The following is a 26,147-nucleotide window of genomic DNA, read 5'->3' on the forward strand; positions in this document are numbered from 1 at the left end:
GCTTCAGAACCTGTAGGTAAAGTTAATGCCAAAGGTACGGGGAGCCCCGTAATAGCCTAGTTGCACGCCAGGAGAGGCGCTGAGATCAAAAGCATGGTGACGGTAACGTTTATCGGTAAGGTTATTGACGTAGAGGCTGGCCTGCCAGTCCTGGTCAGAAAGGTAATTCAGTGATACATCCACCAGTGAGTAACCACCCTGAGCAAGAATTTCACTGCTGCTTACTGTCAGATAGGTTTTGGAGCGATAGCTGACAGAAGCATTTAATGACAGGCTGCCGCTGGTGACGCTGTTGAACCAATATTCGAGGGCCGCACGACCATTCCACTTTGGGGCATTGACCAGCTCGCGCTGATCACTGACTTCCTGTTCAAAATCACCGATGAGCTCGTCATAGCCTCCGCCCAGATAGCCGGCATTCAGGTTCAGCGTCAGTGCATCACTGATAACAGCACTGAGTTCCATTTCACCGCCGTAAATCGTGGCTTTACCGGCATTTTCAAACAGTGATAAAAAGGCGCCTGTGTCTGCATCGATGGAGAATCGGCTTAGTTGGAAGTTTTTGTAATCATTGTAAAAGGCGGCCAGATTCAGTCGCACGTTTTGCTGATTGAGCAAGGATTTTGAACCTATTTCATAGCTCCAGAGGGTTTCCGGGTCGAATGGCTGGGCAAATGACGTCAGCCGCCCATTAAAACCACCACTTTTAAAGCCTTTGCTGGCACTGGCATAGAGCAGTGTATCCGCTGAAGCCTTGTAATCGAGAACCAGTTTGGGAGAGAAATTACTCCATTGTTGTTCTGCACTAAAACCCGTCTGACCGTAGCCGATTCCGGTACCGAAGACAGCCTCCATTTGCTCTGCGCTGTCGATGCCCGTGCCGGCAAACTCTTCACCTGCGCTGATAACCTGTTTTTTCTCTTTGGTATAGCGTGCGCCAAGGGTCAGTCCCAGAGCATCGGTCAGATCCATGCTGAGGTTGGCATATATTGCCCGGCTGCTATTTTGTTGGTCCCTTTCTCCGGCATTGATTACGGGAAAAGGCAGGAATACATCATTACCTAATGGCACAAAAAAGTCCGGTGCAACAGCACCGCCAAAGGTCAGATCATCTTCGCTGAAATAGTACAGTCCTGAAACCAGAGAAAGGTTATCGGTGCGATACAACAGCTGTAGTTCCTGACTGACCTGGTGTTGATCTTCGAAGTTGTAAATACCAAACGAACTGTCCGGGGTGCCATCCAGATCCAGATGGGTGCGGTATTCCATTTCCCGGTAAGCGCTGATGGACTTCAGAGTCATGTTTCCGACCTGATACTCAAGCGTCAGGGCTGCACCCTGGGTTTCAAGCTGCTCAAGATCGTTATAATTGGCATTAACCGTGAAAGGATCGCTGCCGGGTTGGCGGTAGTCATCACTGACAACAGAATAAATGGGCGTCTCTCGATGGGGCGTTCGAGAGCGATCGGGGCTGTTATCAGAGCCATCTATCACCAGGTAGGCATTAAACTGCTCGCTCGGGGTGTACAAGAGACTGCCACGCCAGGCAAGACTGTCCTTGTCGTAATCTTCTTTTTCGTCAAACAGATTGTCGGCATAACCATCGCGATCGGTTTTGGCGATGGCAAACCGCCCGGCCAGCTTACTCTCCATTAACGGGCCGCTGATACTGGCTTTGAGTCCCCGGTGATTATAGTTGCCAATGTTAAGGCCAACATAGCCTTCGGTATCCTGGGTTGGTTTGGCACTGGTGAATTTTACTGCACCGCCGATGGTATTGCGGCCATACAATGTGCCCTGGGGCCCACGCAGAACCTCTATTTGCTGAGGATCTACGACATCCAGAAAGGAGCCCTGCACACGTCCCATATAGACATCATCAAGATAAACGCCGACACCGGGATCGTTAAAAGAGATGGAATCTATCTGACCGACCCCACGAATATAGATAACCGCATTGGAGGCATCACCAACGTGCAGATTTAAGTTAGGAATATGGGACTCCAGATCACCGAGATCCATAATCTGCATCTTTTCCAGCTCGCTGGCTGAGAGGGCCGTGATGGCAATGGGTACATCCTGAAGGTTCTCGGTCTGGCGGGTGGCAGTGACATTAATGACTTCAATACTGCGCTGCAGCTCCTGGTCTTGTTGCTGTTGTGCTATTGCCTGATGGCAACAGAGGCTTAAAGCCAGCGCAGTTAGTTTGAAAGCGACGGGATACACCCTGTGCTCTTGCATGGATAAAGCAAACATAAGCTCTCTCTATGTAAACGGATTGTTATATCGATGTAAGGAATCATACGTGTTGCTGAACCGCCAACAAGGACAAAACCAGTCAAATTAGGTGGGTAAAACAGCTCATATGAGGATGTTTACGGCTGCAATCAACGCTGGCCATATTAGTGAAACTGATTGATAATGGGTTTTCTAATCGTTAAAAATGGAGTTTCTGTTAATGAAATGGCCCAACCTTAAGCATCTGCATTATCTGGTTACTCTGTATGAAGAACAGCATTTTAACCGCGCAGCGCAGCGCTGTTTTGTCAGTCAGTCTACCTTAAGTACGGCAATCCAGAACTTAGAGGAGCAACTGGGCTGTCAGTTGCTGGAGCGGGATCACAAAACCTTTATCTTCACTGCCCTGGGTCTGGAGATGGTGGAGCGTAGCAAAATTTTGCTAAACGGCGCCAACGAACTGGTTGAGTATGCACAAAGCGCAGGGAACTGGCAGGCTGGTAAACTCAAACTGGGCATTATTCCCACTATTGCGCCATTTTTACTCGAAGGGTTGATCGATAAGGTAGGCCAGTCTTTACCCCAGTTGAACCTGCAACTGCAGGAAAATACCACCTCTAATCTGCTTAAAGAGCTCACTAGTGGAGAGCTGGATCTGTTAATTCTCGCATTGCCTATGGACACCCCAGGTTGTAAACAGATGGTGATTGGTCATGACCCATTTCATCTGGTTGCCCATCCTGAAATGATGAAGCAAATGCCCATGCCTATGGATTATTCGGCGCTGCCCAAAAATAGTGTGTTTCTGCTCCAGCAGGAACACTGTATGACCGGTCATGCGGTGAGTGCTTGTGGGCTAAAGCATAAAGAGCAGGTGAGTGCCCTGGCCGCAAGCAGTCTGTTTACGCTGGTTCAACTGGCCAACAGTAAACTGGGGCTGACGTTCTTGCCTGAGTTGGCTTTAAAAAGCGATATCCTCTCTCATAGTCAGTTAGTTTCATTTCCGGCAGAGGATAAAGCCTACCGGGAAATAGGTCTGGTCTGGCGCAGCGGTACTACCAGAGTTAAGCTGTTCCGGCGTCTCGCCGAATTGTTACAGCCGCTGATGCCCATTCCAACTCTCTGAACGGGTTTCTTAAACACTAAAAGCGGATTTTCACCACAGAGACACAGAGGGCACAGAGGTTTTCCGGCTATTGGCTCCGCGACCTTTGCGGCTCTGCGAGAAATAGCAATAGGTTCGTGCTTTTAGTGTTTTTCGTGGTTGAAGGCTTTTTACCAATTACCACGCGAAAAAAAAGTCTGCAGTGATTTTTAACGCCAGTAGTTTAATGGTGACCCGAAGGCCACAGAGATAAGAAGAGTTCTAATCCTCTGTGCCCTCTGTGTCTCTGTGGTTAATTTTTTAATAAAAAGTTTTTTCAAAACCGGCAAACTTTTTTGCAGCAGCTAACGACTTTATAACTAAGCCGATAATCAGAGCGCGATAAGAACAAGAAGGAACGGCCCTAGAGCGCCGAATGGTTAGATAATGAACACCAGCGGAGACTGAAATTTTTCCAGACAATCCAGGTCGTTTTAGGGTTTAGTGGGCCTAAATCTTAAAACGCCTGGGGCAGACTGGGGAAATTTCAGCCCCGCCCTTCGGGAGCCGCCTGAAATTCGCTCATCCTGCGTTGCGGCAGTTTGAAATATGGCCGATATTCCTGCACAGCCACGCCTTGACTGAGCGAATTTCAGTCAGGCTCTGGTGGTTATTATCTAACTATTAGGTGCTCTAAATGTTTTCACAAAGTGATGCCAGCCTGATTCACAAGGCGCTGGCTGGCAATAATAAAGCCTGGCTTAAGCTGATCAAGCGCTATGAACAGGCAATCTATAACTATGGCCTGCGCATGACCGGCAATGCCGATGATTCAATGGATCTGATGCAGGAAGTGTTTCTTTCTGTATTCAGAAACCTGGCCAGCTACCGGGGAGAGGGGAGTTTTAAGAGCTGGTTGTTTCGTATAGCTCACTTTCGTTGTGTAGAGTTTTACCGGCGCAAACGGTATCACCAGGATATTGATGAGGGTGAAGAAATGATCGATGACCGTGCCTGTGCAAGCCAATGGACGTTTGAGCACACTCAGAGCCAGGAACTGGTGGCCGCGATGCAGGCCTTGCCTCTGGAGCAAAAGGCCGTTATTGAACTCAAGTTTTTCGGTCAGTTTACCTTTGAGGAAATCGCACAGCAGCTGGATGTATCGGCGAATACAATCAAATCTCGTTTGTACAGCGCGTTGGGTAAAATGAAGACGCTACTGGAGGTAACCGATGTCTGACAAAGAAAATTTATTTGCGCTGTGGCTGGAAGAAAGACTTAATCCGGCGCAACAACAACAGTTCGAACAGCTGTTAGCGCAGGACGATGAGCTGGCGCAACGTGTAGCGACTGCCCGGCAGATAAAACAATCTGCCAGTGAATATCGCCCTCAGTCTGTGCCACCCTGGCAGCCCGGTGCTGTTGCACATCGACAACAACGTTCTCAGCCCTGGCGGGGATGGCTACCCTTGTCATTTGCGACCTCTATGCTGGCTATCGTGATGGTGCTGCTGCAGGTGGAAATTCAATGGCATAAACAGGGAGTGATGATCAGTTTTGCCGGTCAGGGCACCGAGCAAAAAATTGCCAATGAGGTTGCAGCCCGGCTGGAGAACTTTGAACAACAGCAACAGCAGCAACTGGCGCAATATGTAAATGAACTGGAGAAATCTCAGCAGCAGGCCAATATGCAACTGACTAATTATCTGCTCTCATCCAGCCGCACCGAGCGTCGAGAGGATTTTGCTGAGTTAATTAAGTTTGTGAATGAGCAGCGCAGTGATGATCAACTTTATTTTGCGCGGCAGTTAAATCAAATACAGCAGCAGGTTTATGAGACTACGGTACCAATGAGTCTGGAACCCAAATCAGTGAATAACTGAGAATGAATGAGGTGTACAAGATGAAAAAGACAACGATTGCACTGGCTTTATCCGCTCTGGTAGCAGGCAGCGCGGGCGCAGCAACGGACATGCAGGAACTGCATAAAGAACTGGAAATTATGCAAAGTATTATGCAGACGGCTCTTGAGCAGAACAGTAAAGACGAAAAATTAAAGGTTCGCGATCTGGATGCCACCTATCTTGACGGATACGGTGTGGTGTTTGAAATCGCTGCGGCTGGGGGTAACCGTATTTTCCGTTTTAATTTTGGTGAGTTATTTGAGGGGCTGGCACCTAATCCGCCCATGCCACCCTCACCCGGTGGCGAGAATGGTGATTTTGAGATTAACCTTGATTTCGATGAGCAGACCATAGAAGAGAATATCGAATATGCTATGGAGCAGGCCTCAGAAGTGTGGCAGCAGGTGGCCGAGAAAACACAGCGACTTAAATCAGAGGTTCGTGAACTGGCCTGGGAGATGCGGGAAAATGAACGCAGGCTAACGGACCTGAGGTTCGAAAAACGCCATGCCGATGAGCAGCGCCTGAAAGAAATTGAACAACAGAGTGCCGAATTGAGAAAAGAACTGCGTGAACTGGAGCAGAAAAAAGAAAAGCTGACCGCATCTGCCGAGAAAATGGAGCAGGAAAAGCGACAGCAAATAGCACTTAAGCGTCAGGCCAGACAACAACAGTACAAGAGCTTTCTGGCGCGCTTTGAAGACACCCTTGCCGATACACTGTGTAAGTATGGTAGTGGCCTGAAATCGTTGCCAGAGGATGAGTCGGTTTCCGTTGTACTTAAAGATTTTGTACAACAGGATGAGCGTGGTGATCGCCAGGATAAAATCTATATTTTCCGTCAGCAGGATATTACTGCCTGTGTTACCGGCAGGCTGGACAAAGACACGCTGTTAGGCAAAGTGAACACCTATCAGTTCTGAAAACGAATATCTGTCCGGATTATATTCGGGAGCAGGGGCATCCTGTCATGACAAAACAGGCGTAACTGGTTAAGCTAGGGCAAAGTGTCCTTAATCGGAATCAATATGCCTTCAAAATCTGTCGTTATCAGTGGCAGTGGTCTGTGGACCCCGGAATACAAAATTACTAATGCCGAACTGGTAGAAAGTTATAACGCCTGGGCCGACCAGTACAATCAGCAACATCAGCATGAAATTGATCAGGGGGAACTAACAGGCAAACCCCAATCCAGTGTCGAATTTATCGAAAAGGCTTCAGGGATAAAAAGCCGCTATGTTTACGCCAAGGAGGGAGTGCTTGATATCAACCGTATGAAGCCCCGTTTTCCTGAGCGGAGTGATGACGAGTTATCTCAGCAGGCTGAGATTGCCCTGGCTGCGGCGAAAAAAGCGCTTAAAGCGGCAAATAAGCAGGCATCTGACATCGATGCAGTGATTGTCTCCTGTGCCTATACGCAACGTTCTTATCCGGCCATTGCCATAGAAGTGCAGGATGCGCTGGGTATTGAGGGCTTTGGTTTCGATATGCTGGTGGCCTGTTCGGCGGCGACTTTTGGATTGCACCGGGCTTATGAGATGGTCAAAGCCGGTAGCGCGGGCGCGGTACTGGTGATCAATCCGGAACTGGTATCCCCCCAGGTGAATTACTGTGACCGGGACAGCCATTTTATTTTCGGTGATGTGGCCACGGCCATGGTGATCGAAGGGGCCGATACTGCAACCAGCGAACATCAGTTTGAAGTTCTGGGTACCAAAGCTGTGACAAAATATTCTAATAATATCCGTTCAAACTTTGGCTTTATGAGCCGGGCGCAGGATACGGATCCATATGCACCGGATAAGCTGTTTCATCAAAATGGTCGCAGTGTATTCAAAGAGGTCTGCCCCATGGCGGCCGCGCATTTAGAAGCGCATCTTCTCCAGTATGGCTTCACCACTGCGGATGTGCGGCGCTGGTGGCTGCACCAGGCCAATATCAATATGAACCTGCTGATCGTGAAGAAGCTGTTGGGTCGTGACGCCAGCGCTGACGAAGCGCCCATTGTGCTGGATGAATACGCCAATACGGCTTCAGCGGGTTCGATGATAGCGTTTAATCTGCATCATCAGGATCTGCAATCCGGTGATATTGGTGTGCTGTGCTCCTTTGGTGCCGGTTATTCCATTGGCTCTCTGGTGATTAAAAAGCGCTAAGCACAAGAATACCGGGGCGGGTAATTTGTGTCAGCCCCGGAACCTCTCATCAAGCTTGCTTCACAGCGTAAATTGATAATCATGACGGGTAAGCGGCTGGGGCTCTCCCACTGCATAGGTCTCTACCGTCACTTTCCCTGAGCGGCTTACGCTGAATACTCTGAACATTGGCGAATGGTTGCTGGCATCAGGTATTTTGGTGCGCTCCAGAGCCGGAATGTGCAGGTAATGCACACCATCTTTCTGTTTGGAATGTACGACTCTGTCCATATCCATATGCAAATCACCTGAGATGATTGCACCAAGATTCGGCTGCGTAGCGACTTCAGCAAAACGAGGATGGGTAATCCCCTTATCTGCCCGTTCAGGGTAAATACCAGTCTGAGCGCCATGTACTACCAGTAATACCGGTTTGGGATGCAGGCGTTGTAATTGTTTAAGTAACCACTTAATGCCCTGATCATTAAAATCCCGGCCATGATCCGGTGAGGCCATCACCAGTGCTACAGAATCAAATTCCAAAACATACTTGCTTGACTCAATAGCAGGCTTACCCTGATTCCATTGACTGGCGAAGTCCAGAAAGCGTTCAACGGCGTTTTCAGCATTATGCTCTTCATTACCCATGATGGGGTAAAAGGGCAACTCAAGACGCTGTAACACCGGAGTGATATTCTGATACTGAATCATGGTGCCTTTGTGGGGCAGGTCACCCACACCTATTACAAAATCGAGTTTACGTTGCTCTGCCAGCCGGTTTACATCCTCAACGGCGCGGATCAGGTTAGGAAATTCAGGCAGAGGCTTGGGCTCGGCATCGCCTAATACGGCAAAGCGCACGGTTACTTCCTGTTCCTTGTCGGTGTCAGCCTGGGCGCTGCTGAGTAACATCAGCTTTCCGAGTAAAACCGCCAGCAGCAGTGTGAGTCGTTTCATTTTATTGCTTATCCATTGTGTTAATGCCCCTGATAGCAGGGGCGAATTGCCGGACCTGGCAGTCAGTATCTCTGATCTGTCCGTCTTTGTACCTGACGCCAGTGCGGCCTGTTTATTGATACCCGGAATCAGCCTGTTGCCGTTACATCTTCCAGGTGAAGCCTAATTCAAAGGTACGGCCATATTCTTCATACTGGGCATTGCGGCTGCGCTGGTTAAAATAGGCGTAAAAGGGCTCATCAGTAATATTGATGGCGTTCAGATACAAATGCATATCCTCGCTGATGTAGTATTTTCCGGAGAAATCCAGCTGTTGGTGGCTGTCTTCCATTAACAGCATATCACCGTCGACCTCCTCCAGATTCTCACTCTTGTGTGTCATGGTCAGGCGCAGACTCCAGTGATTGTCCTCATAACCCAGTGTGAAGTTGCCGACCCGGTCAGACTGATTGGGCAGAGACGTTTCAAAACGTTCGCCGTCTAACAGGGTCACGGCCTCTGAGTCTGAAAAGGTGGCGTTGGCGGCCAGCAACAGACCGCTATCAAAGGTTTTTACCCAGGCCAGCTCAATACCCTGCAATTTGGCATCTTCACCGTTAATGGGCTGAACGACTTCATCAAAGCCATCCCACTCGGGTAAATCTGCCACATCGGCAAAAATAACGAAGTTACTGATATCTTTGTAGAAGTAACCCGCCGACAGCACGCCTATACCACCGGGGTAGTATTCTAAGGTGAGGTCAATATTATCTGACTCGAAGGGCTTCAGTTCCGGGTTACCCACTTCGGCTTCACGCTCAGTATCGAACCCGCCTTCATCATTTTCTTCGGTTTTGGATTCGATGATCTGAAAGGCGGCCGATTCCTCAAATTTTGGCCGGGCTACAGTCTGCGTGTAAGCAAAACGCGCCAGCATGTTATCACTGATGGCGTAACGCATATTCAGACTGGGCAACAGATAGTCGTAATTTTGCTCAGCTATCCAGGGAGTATTGACGACCTGTTCGATATCATTGAGTTCATCTTCAATCAGTTCAACCCGTTGTCCGGAGGTGCTGAAGTCGGTTTTTTCATAACGCAGACCTGCCACGATACGCAGGTTGTCCATGTCGATTTTACCCATCAGATAGGCGGCAAAGATATCCTCCTCATTGACAAAAGACTCCCCGTTGGACTCGATCTCTGAGTCCAGTTTCGCAATCTCAAAGCCACTGCGGCTGGTATTGAAATAGCTTCGCAATGCGGCTTTATCCAGGCCCTGACCAAAATCTCCCAGACCCCAGTCCGGCGTCTCGTCTGCGAACATACCCGGGTCAATATCATCAAAGTCACCGTCAAAGAAGGTAACATTGGTATTCTGTTGCTTTTCGCGGTTGCGGTATTTGCTACCAAACTTGATTTGTGCAGCATGGCCGGAGAACGTCAGATCGCGGGCGATATCAACTTTAATGCTGTATTCCTGATCCTCAGCCTGGTTACTGGCAAATTCAATTTCATCCAGTTCATAGTTACTTAGCTGTGAAACGCCGGCTTCCTGTTCAACATAAGGGATCTGATCGAGCAGATCAGAGTTAATCGCGAAGCCGTCTGTTTTAAACACATAGTAAAGGGCATCTGGTTCGTCTTCGGAAGACTCGGAATAGCCCGCCTGATAGGTGAGCAGCCATTGATCGAGCTGGTGTTCGGCACCGGCGGTTACTGAGAAAATCTGCTGCTCTTCAAAACGGTCTTTAGACTCGCGCTCGACTTCTGAATCTTCACCATCGAAAACAAAGATATTTGCCTGTCTGAATTCGGTATCGGAAAACTCACTGTACAGGGTGCGCAGGTAATACTGGTTGTTAAAGTCCGGGCGATAATCCAGGTTCAGTGCAGCGCCCAATCGTTCCCGGTTAACCGTGTAATGGCGCTGCTCCAGTTCATCTTCACCGTTTGTTTCGATATTGTCTGAGCCAAAATCGCGGTCAAACCAGGATACGGCTGTGGCAATGCCCAGCACATCCTGCTTGCCAGCCAGATCGTAGCGATTGGTGTAACTGGCAGAAACTTTCGGGCTGGTTTGATCCCGTAACTGATTCTGGCTGCCTTGCACTGTAAGGCTGGCTGACTGACCGGCGCGATCAAAGGCACTGAGACTCTTCACTTCAATGCTGCCGCCGATGGCATCTGCGTCCATGTCCGGGGTGACCGTCTTAGAAACCTCAAGCCCTTCCACCAGCTCAGAGGGGAATACATCCAGCGCCACCGAACGCACACCGGCTTCCGGAGAAGGAATGTTAACGCCATTAACCGTAACATTGTTCAGGTTGGGATCCAGCCCGCGGATCCCGACAAAACGGCCTTCACCCTGATCTCTCTCAATCGACAACCCCGGCAGACGTTGCAGCGCTTCAGCCACATTCTGATCCGGAAACTGACCGATGGCATCGGAGGAGACAATGGACTTAATGCTGTCGGCACTGCGCTGCATATTCAGAGCACCAGCCTGACCTGCCCGTTGCCCGTAAACCACTACATCCTCAATCGGTGAGCGGTTATCACTTAAGGTAAATTCACCAGTGCGGGTCTGATTTTCCGCAATGGTGATGGTTTTTGTTACGGGCGCAGTGCCCAGGTAGGAGATTTCCAGCGTGTAGGTCCCGGCATCCAGATTGGTAAAACGAAAACTGCCGTCACGCCGGGTTGTGGTGGTCAGATTGAGCTCCTTTAGCCTTACCTGAGCCCCCTCAAAGTAAACCTGTTTGGCGCTATCACTGAGTTTGCCGACAAAGCTGCCCTGGTCGGCGAAGGCGCCGGTGCTGATGAGTGCAGCCACGCAGGCTGTGGTGAGTGTGGATAATCTGTGTTGCATCGCTGTGCGTCCTGTTTTTCTGTATGAACTTGATGCAGGCACGCTAAAGAACAAGGATGACGGATTTATGAAAGATTTATGGCCAGACTAAGACAGACGGTGTCTCAGAGCGGGTTTTGTATTTATTCCGGGTCTGTGTGAGCTTTTCTGACCCGGTAAAATGGCCCGCTGTACGAGCGATGTGAGAGCGATGCAGGCAGGTGGAAGCTGCGAACGTCATCAGGTTGTCATCTGGCTGAGCTAATTTGACCCTGATGAGAAGTGTTCTGTGTCGTTATTCTGATAGAACACCGTTTACTGGGCAATATTATGAACTTTTCCTTACTAAGACTGCATCCGCAAATGCTGCTTGTCAGTGGCTTCGCCATCGCCCTGGCTATTGTTCTGAGCTTTAGCATTGGGGACCTGAAACATTCGCATCAGATTGAATGGCTGGACGTAGTAGGAGAAGGCGGGATTGTACTGCTGACCATCCTCTGGCAGTTGTTTTTGCTGATTAGTCGGCCATCGGGTCGGGTAACCACGTTGCTGACCATTGGTCTGTGTTGCTTTATGTTTTCCAGCCTGCTGGACGCTCTGGATGAATTTATTCATTACCCGGAGCAAGCCTGGCTGCCTTTGTTTGAATCGGTTCCGGCCCCTTTTGGTATGATTCTGATGACATGGGGGTTGTATCAGTGGCATCAGGAAATGCTCACCCTGAATGCGCAGTTGCGTCGCCGCGAGGCGGATGTGCGGGAACATGGCCGGGTGGATCTGGTGACCCGTTTATACCGGGCCGATTATATGCGTGAGCAAATTAACCAGCTTTTAAATAAGCGCAATACCAACTTTTGTGTGGCGCTGGTGGATATCGACCAGTTTGATGCCTTTAACCGCCGTTTTGGTCATCCTGAAGGAGATCGGTTATTGCGCGAGATTGCCGAACTGATCCTGATGAATGTGCGTCAAAGTGATCTGGTCTGCCGTTATGCCGGTGACCGTTTTATTTTACTGATGCCTGATCTGCCTCTTAAACGAGCCCGGCAGCAGGTGCAGCAAATTGCCAGCGCGGTTAAACATCTGGCTTTTAAAACCGGTAATCAGGCGGTATTTCATACCCTCACCACCGCAGTAGCCGCAGCGCAGGAGAACGAGTCTTGTGCTTCATTGTTGTTGCGGGTGAATCAGCGCCTTGAACAGGACAAGCAATACAGCGGGGAAAAGCAACGTGCGCCGTTATATCACGCAGGCAGATAAGTTTCTGCCCGCTCATGGTCTGGCCGCCTGCCTTGTGGATCTTGCTTGTCAGCGCCAGGTTAATCAGCACAAACTGCTGCGGGGAACCGGTATTTTCCGGGAAGATTTATTGCGCCCTGACTGCTATCTGAGTCTGTCGCAATTGATGCGACTGCTGAGCCAGTTTCAGCGGCTTATGCCCGGCCATGACAGTGCCTTTCAGCTCGGGCACCGGCTGTTTCCCGATTTCAGCGCCGAGGCTAATGCCATCCGTTACAGTAGCCATTTGTCCCAGGCTTTGCGTCTGCTAACCCGCTTTCGCCTGCAGCTGGCACCGCTGTTATTTGCGTATCGTTATCGCCATAAGGGCTTCAGTTATTTGTTACTCAGCGATGCAGTGGGAATGGATAGCCGGCAATATCAGTTTGTGGTGGAGCTGTATTGTTGTCTGCTGGTGTCCGCCAGCCGTCATTTACTGGGTCAGCGGATGCCGTTTTGGTTTGAGTTTCCCTTTAGTCGCCCCCGGCATATTCAGGAATATGAAGAACATCTGGGCTTAAGGCTGGCCTTTGACAGACCGGCGATGGCGATCCGGTTTGAGGAAAAGTGGCTGAGCCAGCCATTGCCTCAGGCCAGCGCGTTACGACAACAACTGGCTTTGCAACAGATTCAGGCCAGCAGAGTGGTCAGGTATACCCTTGTGGAGGCGGTTTCGGGCTGTCTGCGACGCCAACGTCATGGCGGTTTGCAGGAGGTAGCTGATCGTCTGGAAATGAGCCCGGCAACACTCAAACGCAGACTTAAAGAACATAACTTACGTTTTTCTCAATTGCAGGACAGGGTCAATATGCAAGAGGCTCTTTATTTGTTGACCGTACAAGGTTTAAACAATGGAGAGGTGGCAGAGAAACTATCGTTTAACGATGTGCCGAACTTTCGCAGAGCCTGTAAGCGTTGGACAGGTTTAACGCCCAGCGAACTCAGGGCTTTGTCCCCAGGCTGCTGACTTATGATCAGCGACAGTTTTATAGCCGGTTTAGTGAGGGCATCGACACGATCGTTGTAATTAACCGGCAGCTGGCTTAAGTTTACGACTGATAAAAACAACATCAAAGGAAAGAATATGGATTTTCACTTTACCCGTGTGCTGTGTGTATCGGCTCTGGTACTTGCCCTTTTCAGTGGCTGCAGCCAGTTAAGCTCAGACTCACCTCCCGCTCCAACCCCCGATCGTAGTTCTGTTGAGCAATACAGTGCTGAACAATTTTTTGAAACCCGTAACTATCGTGGCAATGACATTAATCATCGCAATGATGCGTTACTGGTAGCGTCTGATGAAAGCGGTGTTTATAACCTGTACAAAGTATCACTGGACGGTGAAACCTGGACACCGCTGACCGATTCAAAATCCGACCCGCAGTTTCCTATCAGTTGGTTCCCCGAAGATGATCGGGTGTTGTTCACCGCCGATCAGGGGGGGAATGAGCTGAATCACATATATGTGCGCGAAACTGATGGCACGGTGGTGGATCTGACGCCCGGAGAAGACCTTAAGGCGATGTTTTTAAAGTGGACGACTGATAATAACCTGTGGCTGGTCTCAAATGAACGTGATAACCGATATTTCGATATCTATCGCTACAATAGTGAGGATTATCAGCGGGAGCTGATGTTTGAAAATAACCTTGGTTATACCCCGCAGGCACTCAGTGATGACGGCCGCTGGCTGGCGCTGGTTAAATCCCGTAATAATGCTGACAATGATGTCTATCTGGTAGATCTGCAACAACAGTCAGCACAGCCGGAGTTAATCACGGCTCATGACGGAGACATCTCCCATAGCGTGTATGGATTCAGTCGCGATAATCAAACCCTGGTTTTTGGCTCCAATGAGGGCTCAGAGTTTGTGCGGGCCTTTACCCATGAACTGAGTAGTGGCAAACAGCAATTATACAGCGAGGCCGACTGGGATATCAGTTTTATAGGTTTCAGCAAAGACAACCGCTACAGAGTGGAGGCGGTAAATGCTGATGCTTCTACACAGATAAGTATTATTGATCAAAAAACCGAACAGCCTTTGCAGCTTCCGCAGCTACCCGCCGGAGATTTGCGCGGCATCCGCTTTTCTGATGACAGCAGTATTCTGAGCTTCTATTTAAATGCCGACAACAGTCCCTCGAACCTGTATGTCTGGCATATCGGTGATGTACAGGTAAAACGTCTTACCGAAGCACTGAACCCTGCTATAGACGAGCAGGACCTGGTGGTGAGTGAAGTCGTGCGTTTTCAGAGCTTTGATGGATTAGAAATTCCCGCACTGCAATACAAACCACACCAGGCCAGCGCACAAAATAAGGTTCCGGCGCTGATTCTGATCCACGGTGGCCCGGGTGGGCAGTCTCGCACAGGTTACAGTCCGCTGATTCAACACCTGGTCAATCATGGCTATGCGATTCTGGCAGTAAATAACCGTGGGTCGTCGGGTTATGGTAAAACGTTTTACCATCTGGACGATCTTCGCCATGGTGAAGATGACTTGCAGGATATCGTGTTTGGTAAGAACTATTTGCAAGGCATGGAGTGGATAGATGAAAAGCGTATCGGTGTAATGGGTGGCAGCTACGGTGGGTATCTGACGATGGCGGCTATGGCGTTTACCGATGAGTTTGAAGCGGGCATCAATATATTTGGTGTTACCAATTGGGTACGCACACTGACTAGTATTCCGCCGTGGTGGGAAGCGTTTCGTGAAGCACTGTATGCAGAACTGGGCGACCCTGAAAAAGATGCTGAGCGTTTACATCGAATCTCGCCGCTGTTTCATGCGGACAAAGTGCAGAATCCGGTATTGGTGGTACAGGGGGCCAATGATCCCAGAGTGTTACAGGTAGAGAGTGACGAAATGGTGGAAGCCATCCGCGCTCAGGGCGTGCCGGTGGAATATGTGTTATTTGATGATGAAGGCCATGGTTTCTTAAAACGTGAAAACCGGATCACGGCACAGAAAGCCTATCTGAAATTCTTACAGCAGCATTTGTAGTCGCTGTTATTTCAGTAGTCTCGCCAAGGCGCAAAGACGCAGAGAATATTAATAGTAATCTTTACAAACCTCTGCGTCTCTGCGAAATAGATCAACAATCTGACAAAATCATAGTATCCGGCCGATCCCGGGTATTGTTTAATCAGCCAGACGCTGTTTCATTTCCAGACGTTTTTTATGCAGTACCGGCTCGGTATAGCCACTGGGTATATCCAGCCAGCTATACCCCCGGGAGTGATTTATCCAGCCAGACGCTGTTTCATTTCCAGGCGTTTTTTATGCAGCACAGGCTCAGTATAGCCGCTGGGCTGATTACAGCCCTCAAAGATGAGCTCTGCTGCGGCCTGAAAGGCTATGGCATTGGCGGTATCCGGTGTCATCGGAATATAATCCGGGTCGCCTTCATTCTGTTTGTCTACCAGTCTGGCCATTTTCTCCAGTGAAGCCTGAACCTGCTCGCGACTGAGAATACCGTGATGCAGCCAGTTGGCAATATGCTGGCTGGAGATACGCAGGGTGGCTCTGTCTTCCATCAGTCCCACGTTGTTGATATCCGGTACCTTAGAACAGCCAATGCCCTGATGCACCCAGCGCACCACATAACCCAGAATGCCCTGCACATTATTATCCAGTTCCTGTTGGATCTGTTCCGGACTGAGAGCGGTATCCGCAGGCATTAAGGGTATTTGCAGAATCTCATCCAGAACATCAAACTTTTCCGCCGCCAGTTGTTGTTGACGGGCAAACACGTCGCACTGGTGATAATGCAGGGCGTGCAGGGTGGCAGCCGTGGGTGAGGGCACCCAGGCGGTGTTGGCGCCCGCTTCGGGGTGGCCTGTTTTCGCCTTCATCATATCCGCCATCTGATCCGGGATCGGCCACATGCCTTTACCGATTTGTGCTTTACCGGATAACCCTGATTCCAGCCCTGCCGCCACATTGGCCTTTTCGTAGGCCTGGATCCAGGCCATGGTTTTCAGCTCAGCTTTGGGCGCAAAGGCGCCGGCCAACATACTGGTATGAATTTCATCACCGGTTCTGTCTAAAAAGCCGGTGTTAATAAAGATCACCCGTTCGCGGGCTGCCGCAATACAGGCTTTTAAGTTGACGCTGGTGCGGCGTTCTTCGTCCATAATACCCATTTTCAGGGTGTTGGCTTTCAGCCCCAGCAAAGATTCAACCCTGGCAAATAATGTGTCTGTGAAAGCCACTTCCTCAGGCCCGTGCATCTTCGGTTTAACGATATAGACACTGCCACTGCGACTGTTTTTATAACGGCCAAGACTGAGCAGATCATGTTTGGCAATCAGGCTGGTGATCACGCCGTCCATGATCCCTTCGGGAATTTCTTCACCTCTGAATAAGATGGCACTGTTGGTCATCAGGTGGCCTACATTGCGCACCAGCATCAGGCTGCGCCCTGGCAGGCTGATACGTTCGCCAGTGGGGCGGATATACTCGCGATCCGGATTCATTCCGCGAATGCGGGTCTCTCCGCCTTTACTGATTTCGGTGCTGAGATCGCCACGCATCAGCCCTAGCCAGTTTTTATACACCAGGGTTTTGTCTTCACCATCCACTGCCGCTACGGAGTCTTCACAATCCATAATGGTGGTCAGGGCGGATTCCATCAATACATCCTTAATGCCAGCCGGGTCGGTTTTGCCGATGGGATGATCTTTGTCGAACTGGATCTCCGCGTGTAACTGATGATGCCTGAGTAAAATCGCGCAAGGCTGGCTGATATGACCGCGGTAGCCTGTATAAGCTGACGGGTCTTTTAAGTTGCTGGTGCTGCCATCACTGAGCGTCACCACCAGCTGGCCACCGCGGATATCATAGGCCACTGACTGTTGGTGTGAGCCCGCTGTCAGTGGTGCGATGATATCCAGCCAGGCTCTGGCCCAGGCTACTACTTTTTGTCCGCGTACCGGATTATAGGCCCCGCCTTTTTCTGCGCCGTCAGTTTCGGGGATCACGTCAGTGCCATAGGCGGCATCATACAGGCTACCCCACCGGGCATTGGCGGCGTTTAAGGAATAGCGGGCATTGTTGATCGGCACCACCAGTTGTGGCCCGGCCATGGTGGCGATCTCCGCGTCCACATCAGCGGTACTGATCTGGCTGTCATCAGGCTGGCGCTGCAGATAGCCAATCTGTTCTAAAAAGGACTTATAGTGTGCGGCGTCAATCTCTTTATGCTGGCGATGATAGTCATCAATCTGCTGTTGGAGTAGCTCGCGTTTTTTAAGCAGAGACTGATTCTGCGGTATCAGGTCAGCGCAGATCTGCTCAAAACCCTGCCAGAAGACTTCTTTGTCCACATGGGTGCCGCGCAGCGCCTGCTGATTAATAAACTCAAACAATCCGGCGTCGATACTTAACTGACCTTGTTCGATTCGATCTGGCATGGGGAAGTCCTCTTGTTGCATGGGCGATGACATAAATCTGCTCGCTTTTTATAAACTGGTCCTGCCAGTCTAGCCACCCCACCGTCTTTTGTTGAGTTTATGAAGTCTATCTTCACTATTCACAGTGCTTATGATTGGAGCGACTTGCTCCGTTATCCTGGCTGTGCCTAAAATACCAGGGGTGCCGCAAAGCAAATGGAGTACCTGATGAAATGGATGATAATAGGAGTGAGCCTCATATTCATGGCGCTGGCTTTGGTCGGCGTTTTTGAGCAACAGGAAGCGGCGCTTCCCGACTCGCATAAATCCTCTGCACCATCTTCTTTGAATCAGCGTAAGGCTGACGTTAAGCAAAACTCTGAAAATCCTTTTGCGCTTGTAACTCGTTCTCAGAATCAACAGTCTGAACGTAGCCAACCAGGTAACGAAGTCCCCTCAACTGAGCCTGAATTGAAGCAACAGGCACGGACTGATTCAGTCGATACCGCGCTTCGCGGTTCCTCTGAGGCCAGGTCAAGCGATGAGCACTCACAGTCGACTTTTGATACGCCGGAAGAAGAGCAAGCAGAACGAACACAGATCAGTTTAAAAGCGGCTAGAGATTACTGGCCTGAGGCTATTGTTAATTATATTAAGGAACTACCTGGGGGCATCCCATATGCGATTGCCAGACATGTTAATACGATATTATTATCTGACCAGCCCAGGCAAACTGGTATGGAGACTCAGGTTCAGGCGTATATAAAGTCTGAGTTAGGAGCTTATGGTTTGGAGAGTAACGCTACGTTGTGTCGTGATGATCAATGCATGCTGATTTTGCTGAAGCGATACGACTCACCTCGCAGGTCTTTAGATGAGGCAATAGACTTCGGTAATGGTATGAAGCGCCAGTTTGGATTATATCCAGAGCGAGCTTTAGTGGGAGGACATCCAGTCAACCATTCCCACCACGTGCATATAAGATTTTACAGTAAGTCGGGGCTTGGCGCTCAACCAGAATCTGATTAAGCCTGTTTCTTCGCTATTTCAATAATCAACCGGCGCAGCCAGATATGTCCGGCGTCGTGTTGTAGCAGCGCGCTCCAGGCCATTTTCAGGGCAATAGGCGGAATATCAAAGGGCGGTTCGAGGATCACCATATTGGGATCATCTTTATGAATGCTGGCGGCGCGACTTGGCAGGGTAGCCACCAGATTCTGCTCCCGTGCCAGCTGCAATGCCACATGGTAGTGGCGGGTAAACACGCGGATACGGCGCTTTTTGCCCAGTTTGGACAGCTCCAAATCAACCCAGCCAAGCTTTTGCACTTCATTAGGATCGATGCCTACACCCACACCAAAGCCGGTTTTACTGACCCAGATATGCTGGGCACTTAAATACTTATCCAGGGTAAAGTCTTTCACTACCGGATTGAGTTTATTCACCACACAGGAAAAGGTGTCATACCACAATACCTTTTGGTGAAACGACAATGGCAGCTCTTCAAAGCGGTTAATGGCCATATCCACTTTGCCATGTTCCACATCGTGAAAGGTCACATCACTGGGGGTGATCACATCCAGTGTAATACCCGGTGCCTGCTGATTAAGCTGGCGCACCACCTCTAGCAGCAAAGTGGACTCGGCGTAGTCACTCGCCATGATCCTGAAGGTGCGCTCTGAGGTTTTCGGATCAAACTCGGTCTGCGGTTGGATCGCCGATTCCAGCTTTGACAGTGCATCTCTGACCACAGGCTGCAACTGTAATGCCCGCTGAGTGGGAGTCATGCCCTCACTGGTGCGTACCAGAATAGGATCGGCGAGCAGATCGCGCAGGCGTTTCAAGCCGTTACTCATGGCAGGTTGGGTGATACTGAGCTGATTGGCGGCACGGGTTACGCTGCGCTCACGCATCAGCACATCGAAATACACCAGTAAATTCAGATCCATTTTGGATATATTCATAAATAAAATACCGAATATGAATTTTATAAATTGGTTGAATTATAGGGTGTCCGACTATGCTTGTCAGCAACAGATTCGGCTGTCGGACAAATCCGGCGCAAGACAAAAATCTGATTCACAACAAGTTTGAAAGCATTACGCCAGCGGCGTTAAATACCGGAGAAACCCTATGTCAAGCTATCAACAGGATATCGAACAGTTCAGACAATTGCTTAAAGAGCGTCAGACCTGGAACGCCATTAACCCTGAATATGCGGCACGTATGAAAGCCCAGAACCGTTTTCAGAGCAGTCTGGACATTGCCCGCTACACCGCCGGTATTATGCGCCGCGATATGGACGAATATGACGCTAATCCCGCCAATTATACTCAGTCTCTGGGTTGCTGGCATGGCTTTATCGGCCAGCAGAAGATGCTGTCGATCAAAAAACATCATGGCAATACCAACAAGCGCTACTTGTATCTTTCCGGCTGGATGATTGCCGCCCTGCGCAGTGAGTTTGGTCCATTGCCGGATCAGTCAATGCACGAGAAGACCTCGGTGCCGGCGCTGATTGAAGAGCTGTATACCTTCCTGCGTCAGGCCGATGCACGCGAGCTGGGCCATTTATTCCAGGCACTGGATCAGGCCAATGCCGCCGGCGATATGGTTAAAGCCCAGGGAATTCAGCGTGAGATTGACAATTACCAGACCCATGTGGTGCCGATTATTGCCGATATCGACGCTGGCTTTGGTAACGAAGAAGCCACCTATCTGCTGGCGAAAAAGATGATTGAAGCCGGTGCCTGCTGTATTCAGATCGAAAATCAGGTGTCTGATGCCAAACAATGTGGTCACCAGGACGGCAAAGTGACGGTGCCCCATGAGGATTTTCTGGCCAAGATAAACGCCGTACGTTACGCCTTTCTGGAACTCGGTGTTGAGGAAGGTGTGATTGTGGCCCGTACTGACTCACTGGGTGCAGGTCTTACTCAAAAGGTACCGGTATCGAAAGAGCCCGGTGATCTGGCTTCACAATATACCGTCTTTCTGGAAACCACACCGGTAAATGGTGTCGAGGATCTGGCAGAGGGTGATACCGCCATGAAGATCGATGGCAAGCTGGTTAAACCCGTGCGTCTGCCCAATGGTCTGTATAAATTTATAGCCGGAAGTGGTGAAGATCGTGTAGTACTGGACTGTATCACCAGCCTGCAAAACGGTGCCGACTTACTGTGGATTGAAACGGAGAAACCCCATATCGGGCAGATCGCCGGTATGGTAAACCGGATCCGTGAAGCCGTGCCAAACGCCAAGCTGGTGTACAACAACTCGCCGTCATTCAACTGGACATTAAGCTTCCGCCAGCAAATTTTTGATCTCTGGAGTGAGCAGGGCAAAGATGTCAGTGCTTACAACAGAGAAAATCTGATGAGCATCGAATACGATTTGTCGGAACTTGCTCAGGAAGCCGATGCTAAGATCCGTAGCTTCCAGGCGGATGCGGCGAAAGAGGCGGGTATTTTCCACCATCTGATTACCTTACCCACTTATCACACGGCTGCGTTGTCTACCGATAATCTGGCCAAAGGTTATTTCGGTGACCAGGGTATGCTGGCCTATGTGGAAGGTGTCCAGCGTCGTGAAATCCGTGAAGGTCTTGCCTGTGTTAAACATCAGGACATGGCGGGCTCTAACCTGGGAGATGATCACAAAGAGTACTTCAGTGGTGAGCAGGCGCTTAAAGCCTCGGGTGACAATAACACCATGAACCAGTTTGGCTAACTTGCCATAACAACCCAAAGCCGGGCATCGCCCGGCTTTGTTGTATGCGTAGTCAGGTTAATTCCGTCAGGTTACAGCGTTACTCTGCTACCTGAAGTTGAACAGGCAGGCGGATAACAAAACAAGCTCCGCTACTGGCATCTTCACAGGAAAGTTCTCCCTTAAGAACATGAACGACGGCGTTATAGATGATATTCAGGCCCAGCCCTAGCTTACCCTGGCCCAGTTGGCTGGTATAAAAAGGATCAAATATCTGTTGTTGTTTGTCTTTGCTGATCCCCGCACCATTGTCCCGATAAGTTATAATCACCTGTTCCATTTTGCGCTCGATATAAATTGTGACTCTGGGAGAGTCTTGCTCTGAAAAACCATGGGAGCAGGAGTTATCTAACAGCTGCGAAATAACTTTCAATAGTACCTCTGGGTGAGAAAAGATCTCAACATTGTCTCCTTCCAATAACACCTCTACATGTACAGGAAGGCTTTGGCGAAGCAGTGGCAGTTTGTCTCGCAAATAACTGAGGACTTCGAACTGATCGGATTCACTCGAGTCCAGACTAGCGGAAATCGTTTTAAACCTGGCGATCATATCGGCCGCCCGGGCTGAATTTCTGGCGGTTAACGTCAACATTTCGGCGGCTTCATCAAGGAAACGCCTTAGTTGATTACTACTTAGCTGTCGCTCGGTTAGTTTTACCCGGATCTTGCTAAGCTTGTCCTCCAGGCACGACGCAGAGGTCACCACCAGGCCCAATGGCGTGTTGAGCTGATGGGCCATACCGGATACCAGTGTTGTCATTGCTGACATTTTTTCCGCTTCCAGTAGCTGTTTCTGGGTGTGCTTAAGGTCGCCAAGAGTGGCTGTCAGAATACGGTTCTGGCTCCTGATCCGGAGAATGAAAAAGGTGGTAAGCAAGGCAATAACAGATACTGAAATGATGACTATTAACAACTGAGTCCGGGCGGCTTCGGTGTTTGCTTTATGTAGCTCATTTTCCTGTGTTAAGCGTACGATGTCTTTCTCTTTTGTGGCCATATTCATCTGTGCTGCATAAAAGGCGACACCGGTGGCAGCTTGTTTCTCCAGCAAATCAAATTTACTCTGCATATATTGGTCTGACGCATCCAGCGCTTTTTGCCAGTTCTCCAGCTGCTTGTGGTATTCCCGCAATAGCTGGTAGGCCTCGGCTTTTTCCTGCAACCGACCCAGGGTGGTGCTGAGGTCTATGGCCTCGTTCAGCAGGCTCAGTGTGGTGGCGCTATCTTTTTGTTGAATATGAAGTCTTGCCAGGTCAATTTGTGGGGCAATACTGTCTGCCAGACCTTTACCCTGGCGGCGAATGTCGATGGCTTGTCGAAGATGATATTCTGCCCGTTGCCCCTGCTGCAGGGCCATATAAGTGCGGCCTAAATTGTGGTGAGACCACGAGCTATGGTAGGTAAATCCATGCGCTTCACGAAGTTGCAGACTTCGAAGGTGGTAGGAGAGCGCCTTTTGCCATTGCTCCAGACCGAAATAGGCTTCACCTATGTTGTTGAGTCCAACCGCCTTTTGCGAGGGAAGCTGACGTTCTTCTGCATCCTGATAAAAACGCGTGAAATAATCCAGTGCCTCCTCGTAACGGCCAAGTTTCAGATAGATATTGCCGATATTATTCTCTGTCTGGCGCAGATATTGTTCGGTGTCCATCAGGCCCGCGATATGATAGCTACTGAGGTAGTTTTCCAGTGCTCTTTCGTACATATTCAGGCGGCTAAAAGCACCAGCTGTCAGGCTGTAATAGCTAAACAGGATTGTCGGGTCAGATACTCTGGCGCTCATCAGCTTGCATTGCGAAAGTGTATCAATGGCACTGTTGACGTCATCTGTCTGAATCTGAAACCAGGCCTTACCGTACAACAGCCGGATTTGCTGGGCCACAGTCAGTTTGTGCACATGCCCTGCCAGAATGTCATTGGTTTTGCTGATTGCCCTGGAAGGGGACTTCGATGACACCTTGTTGATCTCATTTCTGAGTTGCTCGAATTCCGCCTCGGTGTAAGGGTCCGCCAGTGCGAAGAACACCGGTAATGAAAGCAAGAGGACTAGCCATCGATAAAGCATTGTAATGTGAATACACCGTTGAGCTATCTTCACAAAGCATAGCACTTAGATCACCAGAGTAGATCTGTATATAACAGCGGACACGAGCCGGTAAGCACGCAATAAAGCCAAGTGTGACGAATGTGCTGGTTTCAGGCTATTATTGTGATATCAGTCAGTTAAACGATACTTTATGTCAAAAATACTCGCGTCAGTCGATCAACGTACCAAGCTGGTGGGCGAAAACCGCCTGGAGTTGTTGATGTTTCGTCTCGGCTCAAGGCAAATCTTTGCCATTAACGTATTTAAGGTCAAAGAAGTCATTCCTGTTCCGGCGATGAATAAAATGCCGGGCAGCCATAACAACCTGCGCGGCATTACCAATTACCGTGGCAAATCTGTGCCTGTTATTGATCTGGCGCAGGCCATCGGGATAAAAAAACGCCAGGCGGATAAATCTGATTTAAATGTGATTGTTACCGAGTATAACCGCTCGGTGCAGGGCTTTCTGATTGGTGAGGTAATGAACATCGTCAATACGTCCTGGGGAGATATCTTACCGCCTCCGAGCAGCGCAGGGCGCAATAATTATCTTACCGCCATCACCCATCACGAAGAAGATGGGGTGCGGGAAATTGTTGAGATTGTGGATGTGGAAAAAGTGCTGGCTGAGATTATTTTTTACGATGTAAAAATCTCCGAGGAGCTGCTTGCCGACGAAGTCACGCAGAAGCTTAAAGGGCATAAGGTACTGATTGTTGATGACTCTTCCACCGCCAGGGCACAGATCCGCGATACCCTCAAACAACTGGATCTGGAAATACTCGAATGTCGGGACGGCCTACAGGCGCTGAATTTGCTGAAAGGCTGGGCCGATGAGGGTAAGAAGGTCACCGACGAGATCCTGATGATGTTTACCGATGCAGAAATGCCCGAAATGGATGGTTACCGGCTCACGGCAGAGGTGCGCGAGGATCCGAGAATGAGTGATCTTTATATCACCCTGAATACCTCTTTAAGCGGTAGCTTTAACAATGCCATGGTGGAAAAGGTGGGCTGCGACAAGTTTATTTCAAAATTCCAGCCCGATTTGCTGGTGGTGGCGGCACAGGATCGTATGCGCCAGAAAATCACCGGCGGATAGTTAAAAGATACTAACCACAGAGGGCACGGAGATATGGAAGGAGTGAAGCCCTTGATACCTCTGTGTCTCTGTATTTAGCTTTGTTTTCTCAAAGGGCGCTGGATGCCCGATAACAACATTCGGGCATGACAACGGTGTAGCCTGTAAGGAGCGTAGCGGATTGCGGGGATATAAAGATACCGCCGCATATTATCCGGGTTACGTTTCTCTGCGTCCTCCGCGACTCTGCGGTGAATTGCAGCATCAACAGGCCATTATTTCGTGAGTTTAGTGTTTTTCGTGGTTGAAGGCTTTTTACCACGAAAGGCATGAAAAAATCCCAGGAGCGATTTTTAACGCCAGCCGTTTAATGGCGGCCCGCAGGGCGTAGGACAGGGACAGTCCGGAGAAAAAGGCATTTTTCACCGCGGAGTCGCAGAGGGCACGGAGAAGAGCAGTATTACGGTTCCTGAAGCTGCGCGCGCNAAAAAGGCATTTTTCACCGCGGAGTCGCAGAGGGCACGGAGAAGAGCAGTATTACGGTTCCTGAAGCTGCGCGCGCTCTGCATCTTTGCGATGAATTGCATAACCCGCAGGCCACTATTTCGTGAGTTTCGTGGTTTTCGTGGTTGAATGCTCTTTACCTCTGCGGCCTCTGCGTCTCTGCGGCGAATCAGGGATGACGGCGTAAAGGATTACAAACGGCCTTCGCGCTTTAGCCGCTGGCGTACCCATATACGATAGAGCCAGGACAGCATGGGTTTAATCAGCGGCAGGCTAATCAGCCAGGCCAGCCAGCGATAACCGGGCAAACGGCTCAGGAGTATCTGATAAGCGGGCAGTTCCCGCCAGATCTTGCCGTTTTCATCCTGTACATGTAATTCCAGCATCGCTCTGTGGGGATCTATCCCAAGCGCTTTTAGCTCCTGCTCACTGCTATTGATATCCAGCCACTGAACCTGTTCACCCTGACCCACACGCTTCTCATACCAGGCCCGGTCTTTGATGCAGCCAGGGCAGGCGGCGTCATAAAACACACGGATAGGGGATTTTTGAGAATGATTATCCATACTCACAGCTTAGCCGATATAGCGGGCTGTGTTTAGCCTCAAGCGCATGTTCGAGGACTCTTTGGCGGCGTTATGGCAATAGGCTTTCATAATCTGTAAATTTCTGTAAGGTACAGTGACTATTAAACTCATTAATCATATTGATATTTTGCACAAGAAGTAGCTTGTCTGAAGACATGCACCCTAAAACGCTCATCACCGATGTATACTTTGCCTGTAATTTATCGAGTGCCTTTTGTTTGGAATTAACTCCATTACCAGTCCATATCGGTTCGTGATGGAAAAGTCGGTTTCTCAGTTTATTTAGAGAGTGTAAAGGATTTTG

The 26,147-nt window shown here is 49.7% G+C and carries 19 protein-coding genes; 11 read left to right on the top strand and 8 right to left on the bottom strand.

What is annotated here, in order from left to right; all coding sequences use genetic code 11:
• Positions 1-3: 3 nt before the first annotated feature.
• Positions 4-2,256, bottom strand: coding sequence for a TonB-dependent receptor (locus tag CDA54_RS08010; RefSeq protein ID WP_099034466.1), 2,253 nt, complete (start codon positions 2,254-2,256; stop codon positions 4-6).
• A gap of 202 nt (positions 2,257-2,458) precedes the next feature.
• Between CDA54_RS08010 and CDA54_RS08015 the strand changes: the two genes are divergently transcribed.
• The 5 genes from CDA54_RS08015 (at position 2,459) to CDA54_RS08035 (ending at position 7,382) form a co-directional block, all read left to right on the top strand.
• Positions 2,459-3,364, top strand: a complete 906-nt coding sequence (locus tag CDA54_RS08015) for a hydrogen peroxide-inducible genes activator (RefSeq protein WP_099034467.1) — start codon at positions 2,459-2,461, stop codon at positions 3,362-3,364.
• A 655-nt stretch (positions 3,365-4,019) separates the two neighbouring features.
• Positions 4,020-4,562 (top strand): RNA polymerase sigma factor, encoded by a 543-nt coding sequence (locus CDA54_RS08020; RefSeq protein ID WP_099034468.1) that lies wholly within the window; start codon positions 4,020-4,022, stop codon positions 4,560-4,562.
• Positions 4,555-5,205 carry a hypothetical protein gene (locus tag CDA54_RS08025; RefSeq protein ID WP_099034469.1) on the top strand — a complete coding sequence of 217 codons (651 nt, stop codon included), beginning with the start codon at positions 4,555-4,557 and terminating at the stop codon, positions 5,203-5,205. Before CDA54_RS08020 ends, CDA54_RS08025 begins: the two co-directional genes overlap by 8 nt.
• Before the next feature lie 20 nt (positions 5,206-5,225).
• Positions 5,226-6,149 (top strand): hypothetical protein, encoded by a 924-nt coding sequence (locus CDA54_RS08030; protein ID WP_143452271.1) that lies wholly within the window; start codon positions 5,226-5,228, stop codon positions 6,147-6,149.
• A 105-nt stretch (positions 6,150-6,254) separates the two neighbouring features.
• Positions 6,255-7,382 (top strand): beta-ketoacyl-ACP synthase III, encoded by a 1,128-nt coding sequence (locus tag CDA54_RS08035; RefSeq protein WP_099034471.1) that lies wholly within the window; start codon positions 6,255-6,257, stop codon positions 7,380-7,382.
• Between the two features lie 60 nt (positions 7,383-7,442).
• Here the strand turns inward: CDA54_RS08035 and CDA54_RS08040 are convergent, their stop codons facing one another.
• Together CDA54_RS08040 and CDA54_RS08045 are read right to left on the bottom strand one after the other, a co-directional pair.
• Entirely contained in the window at positions 7,443-8,318 is an 876-nt protein-coding gene (locus CDA54_RS08040; RefSeq protein WP_099034472.1) for a metallophosphoesterase family protein, read from the bottom strand.
• 142 nt (positions 8,319-8,460) lie between these two features.
• Positions 8,461-11,169 carry a TonB-dependent receptor gene (locus CDA54_RS08045; RefSeq protein WP_099034473.1) on the bottom strand — a complete coding sequence of 903 codons (2,709 nt, stop codon included), beginning with the start codon at positions 11,167-11,169 and terminating at the stop codon, positions 8,461-8,463.
• Positions 11,170-11,478: 309 nt separating this feature from the next.
• Between CDA54_RS08045 and CDA54_RS08050 the strand changes: the two genes are divergently transcribed.
• The 3 genes from CDA54_RS08050 to CDA54_RS08060 all read left to right on the top strand — a co-directional run bounded on the left by CDA54_RS08050 (position 11,479) and on the right by CDA54_RS08060 (position 15,427).
• Positions 11,479-12,408, top strand: a complete 930-nt coding sequence (locus CDA54_RS08050; protein WP_099034499.1) for a GGDEF domain-containing protein — start codon at positions 11,479-11,481, stop codon at positions 12,406-12,408.
• Entirely contained in the window at positions 12,380-13,393 is a 1,014-nt protein-coding gene (locus CDA54_RS08055) for a helix-turn-helix transcriptional regulator (protein WP_143452272.1), read from the top strand. The genes CDA54_RS08050 and CDA54_RS08055 overlap by 29 nt, the downstream gene beginning before the upstream one ends.
• A 117-nt stretch (positions 13,394-13,510) precedes the next feature.
• A complete protein-coding gene (locus tag CDA54_RS08060) occupies positions 13,511-15,427 on the top strand; it encodes a S9 family peptidase (protein WP_180237152.1) in 1,917 nt (638 codons plus the stop codon).
• A 239-nt stretch (positions 15,428-15,666) separates the two neighbouring features.
• Here CDA54_RS08060 and CDA54_RS08065 read toward each other — a convergent pair whose 3' ends face one another.
• Positions 15,667-17,838 (bottom strand): malate synthase G, encoded by a 2,172-nt coding sequence (locus tag CDA54_RS08065; protein ID WP_099034475.1) that lies wholly within the window; start codon positions 17,836-17,838, stop codon positions 15,667-15,669.
• Between the two features lie 207 nt (positions 17,839-18,045).
• On the opposite strand from CDA54_RS08065, the gene CDA54_RS08070 reads away from it, so the two are divergent.
• Positions 18,046-18,846, top strand: coding sequence for a hypothetical protein (locus CDA54_RS08070; RefSeq protein ID WP_143452273.1), 801 nt, complete (start codon positions 18,046-18,048; stop codon positions 18,844-18,846).
• Here the strand turns inward: CDA54_RS08070 and CDA54_RS08075 are convergent.
• Positions 18,843-19,781 (bottom strand): LysR family transcriptional regulator, encoded by a 939-nt coding sequence (locus CDA54_RS08075; protein WP_099034477.1) that lies wholly within the window; start codon positions 19,779-19,781, stop codon positions 18,843-18,845. The two genes, CDA54_RS08070 and CDA54_RS08075, sit on opposite strands and share 4 nt — an antisense overlap.
• A gap of 169 nt (positions 19,782-19,950) precedes the next feature.
• Here CDA54_RS08075 and CDA54_RS08080 point away from each other — a divergent pair, with 169 nt between their 5' ends.
• Positions 19,951-21,546 (top strand): isocitrate lyase, encoded by a 1,596-nt coding sequence (locus tag CDA54_RS08080; RefSeq protein ID WP_099034478.1) that lies wholly within the window; start codon positions 19,951-19,953, stop codon positions 21,544-21,546.
• 79 nt (positions 21,547-21,625) lie between these two features.
• Here the strand turns inward: CDA54_RS08080 and CDA54_RS08085 are convergent, their stop codons facing one another.
• Positions 21,626-23,626, bottom strand: coding sequence for a tetratricopeptide repeat protein (locus CDA54_RS08085; protein ID WP_180237154.1), 2,001 nt, complete (start codon positions 23,624-23,626; stop codon positions 21,626-21,628).
• A 196-nt stretch (positions 23,627-23,822) separates the two neighbouring features.
• Here CDA54_RS08085 and CDA54_RS08090 point away from each other — a divergent pair, with 196 nt between their 5' ends.
• Positions 23,823-24,773 carry a chemotaxis protein CheV gene (locus CDA54_RS08090; RefSeq protein ID WP_099034480.1) on the top strand — a complete coding sequence of 317 codons (951 nt, stop codon included), beginning with the start codon at positions 23,823-23,825 and terminating at the stop codon, positions 24,771-24,773.
• A gap of 674 nt (positions 24,774-25,447) precedes the next feature.
• On the opposite strand, the gene CDA54_RS08095 is transcribed toward CDA54_RS08090, so the two are convergent.
• The gene (locus CDA54_RS08095) at positions 25,448-25,822 is read right to left on the bottom strand and encodes a thiol-disulfide oxidoreductase DCC family protein (RefSeq protein WP_099034481.1); all 375 of its coding nucleotides are present in this window, start codon (positions 25,820-25,822) and stop codon (positions 25,448-25,450) included.
• A 70-nt stretch (positions 25,823-25,892) separates the two neighbouring features.
• On the bottom strand, positions 25,893-26,147 hold a 255-nt coding region (locus tag CDA54_RS19700), incomplete at its 5' end, for a hypothetical protein (protein WP_218962382.1).

The sequence above is a fragment of the Lacimicrobium alkaliphilum genome (genome assembly GCF_002591895.1).
GTDB lineage: Bacteria > Pseudomonadota > Gammaproteobacteria > Enterobacterales > Alteromonadaceae > Lacimicrobium > Lacimicrobium alkaliphilum.

Excerpts from the sequence above, each read along its gene's own strand:
- CDA54_RS08065 (WP_099034475.1), bottom strand. The coding sequence starts at position 17,838 with ATGCCAGATCGAATCGAACAAGGTCAGTTAAGTATCGACGCCGGATTG.
- CDA54_RS08075 (WP_099034477.1), bottom strand. The coding sequence starts at position 19,781 with ATGAATATATCCAAAATGGATCTGAATTTACTGGTGTATTTCGATGTG.
- CDA54_RS08035 (WP_099034471.1), top strand. The coding sequence starts at position 6,255 with ATGCCTTCAAAATCTGTCGTTATCAGTGGCAGTGGTCTGTGGACCCCG.
- CDA54_RS08080 (WP_099034478.1), top strand. The coding sequence starts at position 19,951 with ATGTCAAGCTATCAACAGGATATCGAACAGTTCAGACAATTGCTTAAA.
- CDA54_RS08070 (WP_143452273.1), top strand. The coding sequence starts at position 18,046 with ATGAAATGGATGATAATAGGAGTGAGCCTCATATTCATGGCGCTGGCT.
- CDA54_RS08045 (WP_099034473.1), bottom strand. The coding sequence starts at position 11,169 with ATGCAACACAGATTATCCACACTCACCACAGCCTGCGTGGCTGCACTC.
- CDA54_RS08020 (WP_099034468.1), top strand. The coding sequence starts at position 4,020 with ATGTTTTCACAAAGTGATGCCAGCCTGATTCACAAGGCGCTGGCTGGC.
- CDA54_RS08015 (WP_099034467.1), top strand. The coding sequence starts at position 2,459 with ATGAAATGGCCCAACCTTAAGCATCTGCATTATCTGGTTACTCTGTAT.
- CDA54_RS08050 (WP_099034499.1), top strand. The coding sequence starts at position 11,479 with ATGAACTTTTCCTTACTAAGACTGCATCCGCAAATGCTGCTTGTCAGT.
- CDA54_RS08060 (WP_180237152.1), top strand. The coding sequence starts at position 13,511 with ATGGATTTTCACTTTACCCGTGTGCTGTGTGTATCGGCTCTGGTACTT.
- CDA54_RS08040 (WP_099034472.1), bottom strand. The coding sequence starts at position 8,318 with ATGAAACGACTCACACTGCTGCTGGCGGTTTTACTCGGAAAGCTGATG.
- CDA54_RS08030 (WP_143452271.1), top strand. The coding sequence starts at position 5,226 with ATGAAAAAGACAACGATTGCACTGGCTTTATCCGCTCTGGTAGCAGGC.
- CDA54_RS08010 (WP_099034466.1), bottom strand. The coding sequence starts at position 2,256 with ATGTTTGCTTTATCCATGCAAGAGCACAGGGTGTATCCCGTCGCTTTC.
- CDA54_RS08090 (WP_099034480.1), top strand. The coding sequence starts at position 23,823 with ATGTCAAAAATACTCGCGTCAGTCGATCAACGTACCAAGCTGGTGGGC.
- CDA54_RS08095 (WP_099034481.1), bottom strand. The coding sequence starts at position 25,822 with ATGGATAATCATTCTCAAAAATCCCCTATCCGTGTGTTTTATGACGCC.
- CDA54_RS08025 (WP_099034469.1), top strand. The coding sequence starts at position 4,555 with ATGTCTGACAAAGAAAATTTATTTGCGCTGTGGCTGGAAGAAAGACTT.